Annotated in this window: 3 protein-coding genes; all 3 read right to left on the bottom strand. The window is 76.6% G+C overall.

The window, feature by feature from the left end; all coding sequences use genetic code 11:
* Positions 1–266 precede the first annotated feature (266 nt).
* The 3 genes from HCJ92_RS23115 to HCJ92_RS25225 all read right to left on the bottom strand — a co-directional run bounded on the left by HCJ92_RS23115 (position 267) and on the right by HCJ92_RS25225 (position 3,176).
* Entirely contained in the window at positions 267–500 is a 234-nt protein-coding gene (locus HCJ92_RS23115) for a hypothetical protein (protein WP_167935554.1), read from the bottom strand.
* Between the two features lie 253 nt (positions 501–753).
* The gene (gene malQ / locus HCJ92_RS23110) at positions 754–2,820 is read right to left on the bottom strand and encodes a 4-alpha-glucanotransferase (protein ID WP_167935553.1); all 2,067 of its coding nucleotides are present in this window, start codon (positions 2,818–2,820) and stop codon (positions 754–756) included.
* Positions 2,817–3,176 (bottom strand): hypothetical protein, encoded by a 360-nt coding sequence (locus HCJ92_RS25225; protein ID WP_338054345.1) that lies wholly within the window; start codon positions 3,174–3,176, stop codon positions 2,817–2,819. Before HCJ92_RS25225 ends, malQ begins: the two co-directional genes overlap by 4 nt.
* Positions 3,177–3,583 lie beyond the last annotated feature (407 nt).

Raw genomic sequence — 3,583 nt, 5'->3', positions numbered from 1 at the left:
ACCGGCGCCCCACTGCCGCACGGCGCCCTGGCGTCGGTCGAGTGCCGCACCGAGCAGCGGGTGACCGCCGCGGTCACCGGCGGGGGATCGGCGGACGGCTGCGACACCGCGCGGTGCGCCGCCCGCCGGGACCGGCCGACGGCGCCGGGGCCACCGGGCCCCGGGGCGACATCACCGGCGCCGGGTGCGGCGAGCGCGGGAACGCAAACGGCGGGCACGGCCGGGGGCCGCACCCGTCCGCCACGGAGCAGGGTCGGGGACCGGGGTCAGGAACCCTGCTTGCGCGACTTGTCCGTCACGATCACCAGCGCGGCGATCACCGCGAACAGCGCGATCGGCGCGAAGACGAAGTACCCGAGGGTCTCGAAGACGCTCAGCCCGGTGCCCGGGTCGTCGCCGTCGTCACGGACCAGGGCATGGGCGGCCGGGGATGTCGCCATCAGCATCATCAGCGTGCCGAGGGTGACGGCGCCGGCGCGGACGGTGCGCTTCTTGTTCATGTTGACCACGTCCCCAAACTATCGGGCGCTCATGAACGGCGCGCGCCCGGGGTGGACCTTCGGCGCCCGGACCGTCCTGCCCGGCCTCTTGCGCCCCGTGGCGGGCAGCGCGGCGGTCGGTCGGCGCCCTCTCCTCCCGGCGTACGCCCGGGGCGTGCCCCCGCCGACGCGGCGCGCGTGCGGAGCTGGTGCGGCGCACGGGGGTGTGAGCGGCGGGGCGGCGAGGGGCGAGGGGGACGCGCGGTGCGGCGGTTCAGCCGCGGCCGTCGAGTTCGGCCCGGACCGCGGCGGTGAGCGCGGCGAGACGGGGCGAGGCGACGAGCTGTTCCAGCGACACCGGGCGTCCCTCGGCGTCCGCCACGGGGAGCCGCCAGTTGGGGTACTCCCGCCAGGTGCCGGGCACGTTCTGCGGGCGGCGGTCCCCCACGAGGTCCGGCAGCCACAGTCCGATCAGCCGGGCGGGCGTCCGCGCCAGGTAGCGGTAGGCGGCGGTGATGCGGTCCTCCTCCCCCGCGTCCCGCGGGAGCAGTCCGTGACGGCCGAAGGTGGCGAGCCAGTGCGCCGTCTCCGCGCGCGCCGCGGCGCGCGCCTCCTCGGGGTCGCCCTCCACCAGGCCCAGCCGCAGCCGCAGTTCGATGTCGGACTCCCCCAGGCGGGCAGCGGCGGGCGGCAGGTCGTGGGTGGAGACTGCCGCGAGCGCGCCGGCCCGCCACCGCCACGGCGGCAGCGCGGGTTCCCCTGGCTTGTCGTACTCCCGCTCGAACCAGAGGACGGAGGTGCCGAGGACACCGCGGCCGGACAGTTCCTCGCGGACCCCGGGCTCGACGGTGCCGAGGTCCTCCCCGACCACCACCGCCCCGGCGCGGTGCGCGGCCAGGGCGAGGGTGCCCAGCATGGCGCGGGCGTCGTAGCTGACGTAGGTGCCCTCGGCCGGCGGGGACCCCTCGGGCACCCACCAGAGCCGGAAGTGGCTGAGCACGTGGTCGATGCGGATCCCGCCGGCGTGCCGCAGCAGCCCGTCCAGCAGCTCCCGGTAGGGCGCGTAGCCCGCGACGGCGAGGGCGTCGGGGCGCCACGGCGGCAGGCCCCAGTCCTGGCCCCGGGCGTTGAACGCGTCCGGCGGCGCGCCGATCGACATGCCGGTGGCGAGCGCGCCCTGGTGCGCCCACGCCTCGGAACCGTCGGGGTGGACGCCGAGCGCCAAGTCGTGGACGAGGCCGATGTCCATGCCCGCGGCGCGGGCGGAGCGCTGCGCGGTGGCGAGCTGTTCGTCGGTGAGCCAGGTCAGCCAGGCGTGGAACTCGACCCGTTCGCGGTGCTCGTGGCGGGCGCGGGCGGTGTCGGCGGAGGCGGGGTCGCGCAGGCCGGCGGGCCAGCTCCGCCAGTCGGGCCCGTGCCGTTCGGTGAGCGCGCACCAGAGCGCGTGGTCGGTGAGCGCGCCGCCCTGGCTCTCGCGGTAGGCGGCGTGGGCGGCGGCGCGGCCGGGTGTGAGGGGGACGCGGTGCACGAGTTCCAGGGCCGCGCGTTTCAGGGCCCAGACCGCGTCCCGGTCGATGTGCTCGTCCCGGGAGAGGACGCCCTCGCGCAGGTCGGCGGCGCGGGCCACGAGACCGGCGGCGCGGTCGGCGGCGGCGCCGTCGAGGTAGCGGAATTCGTGGACGTCCTCGACGCGCAGGTGCACCGGATCGCAGTAGCGGCGGGTGGCGGGGCGGTAGGGCGAGGGGTCGGTGGCGGCACCCTGGGCCGCGGGGACGGCGGCGTGCAGGGGGTTGATCTGGAGGAAGCCGGCGCCCATCGTGCTGCCGGCCCAGCCGGCGAGTTCCGCGAGGTCGCTCAGGTCGCCCATGCCCCAGGAGCGTGCGGACAGCACCGAGTAGAGCTGCAGCAGCAGGCCGTGGCGGCGGCTCCGGGGGGCGGGTAACCGGTCGGGGGTGACCAGCAGGTGCGCGTGGGCGGAGCGGCCGTCGGCGGTGTGGGCGCGCAGCAGGTGCCGCCCCAGGGGCAGTCCGGGTCCGAAGCCCAGCTCACGGCCGTCCTCGCAGCGCACCCGGAGCACGGTGCCCTCGGGGAGCGGCGGGAGGGAGTCGTGGGCGGTGGGTCCGTCGCCGAGGACGACGGTGGGGGGCAGCAGTCGCGTGGCGGTGGTGTGGCGGTGCCGTTCCAGGGCCTCGCCGACGGCGCGGTCACTGGTGGCGTCCACTCCGAGGGCGCCGAGGACGGCCACGACGGTCTCGCGCGGCACGTCGACACATCGATCGGGTGAGGGCCGGTAGGAGGTGGCGACGGAGTGTGCCGCGGCGAGCCGCGCGAGCTGCCTCATTCGATGCCCGTTACCCCCGTGACGCCGGCGCCGCCGGTGGTCTCCTGGTCGCCCCGGAAGTCGCCCTGGAGGGCGGTGCCGGTCGGCTCCGCGGTGAGGGGGAGCTGGGCCGCGAGGGGCTGCTCGGCGGTGAGCGGGGTGGTGTCGGCGAGCGGCGGCTCGCTGGTGAGGGGGGCGGCCACGCCGGAGCGCGAGCTGGAGCCGTCGAGTCCGGAGTCGGGGTCGGTGAGCGCCGAGAGGTCGAGCTCGCCGGTGTCCCACAGCTCGGGCGCGGCGTGTTTCGCGGGCTCGTCGTCGGCTGCCTGGGTGGGCATCCAGATGAGGGCGGGGCTGTCCAGCTCTGTGGCTGCACTCACGATGTCGTCTCCTTGCGTGTTCCGGACCCGGTCGTCGGGGCCGGTCCGGTCCGCTCGTCGTAGTACTCGTTCGGTCCTGTCCACCAGCTGCTTCCTGGTCGTCCTTACCCAGACTGCGTGATGCCACCCGTCCGCGCACCAGGAAGGTGGCCGACCTCACGCCGCCATATCACGAAGATTTTCGCGCGTGGACCCGGGTTTTCGCCAGATCTTCCGGGGGTCGCGCGGATGGCCGGGACCGGCGCGCGGGGGTGGCGGACGGCGGGCCCGGACGGCGACGCGCGCGGCGGGGCGGGCTGCGTGTGGCCGCGGCGTGACGGACGGACGCGAGCACCGGCACCGCGCGGCGTCGGCGCAGGACGGTGGACGGGGCCGTTCCGCGGGCCGTTCCGGGGCCGGGGTGGGGC

This window comes from Streptomyces spiramenti, from assembly GCF_012034385.1.
Taxonomy (GTDB): domain Bacteria; phylum Actinomycetota; class Actinomycetes; order Streptomycetales; family Streptomycetaceae; genus Streptomyces; species Streptomyces spiramenti.
Note: the sequence above shows the minus strand (reverse complement) of the source record. Positions and strands in the feature narration are given on the sequence as shown.

What these genes read in the sequence shown, in the direction of transcription:
- HCJ92_RS23115 (WP_167935554.1), bottom strand. Translation starts at nt 500, where the DNA reads ATGAACAAGAAGCGCACCGTCCGCGCCGGCGCCGTCACCCTCGGCACG.
- malQ (WP_167935553.1), bottom strand. Translation starts at nt 2,820, where the DNA reads ATGAGGCAGCTCGCGCGGCTCGCCGCGGCACACTCCGTCGCCACCTCC.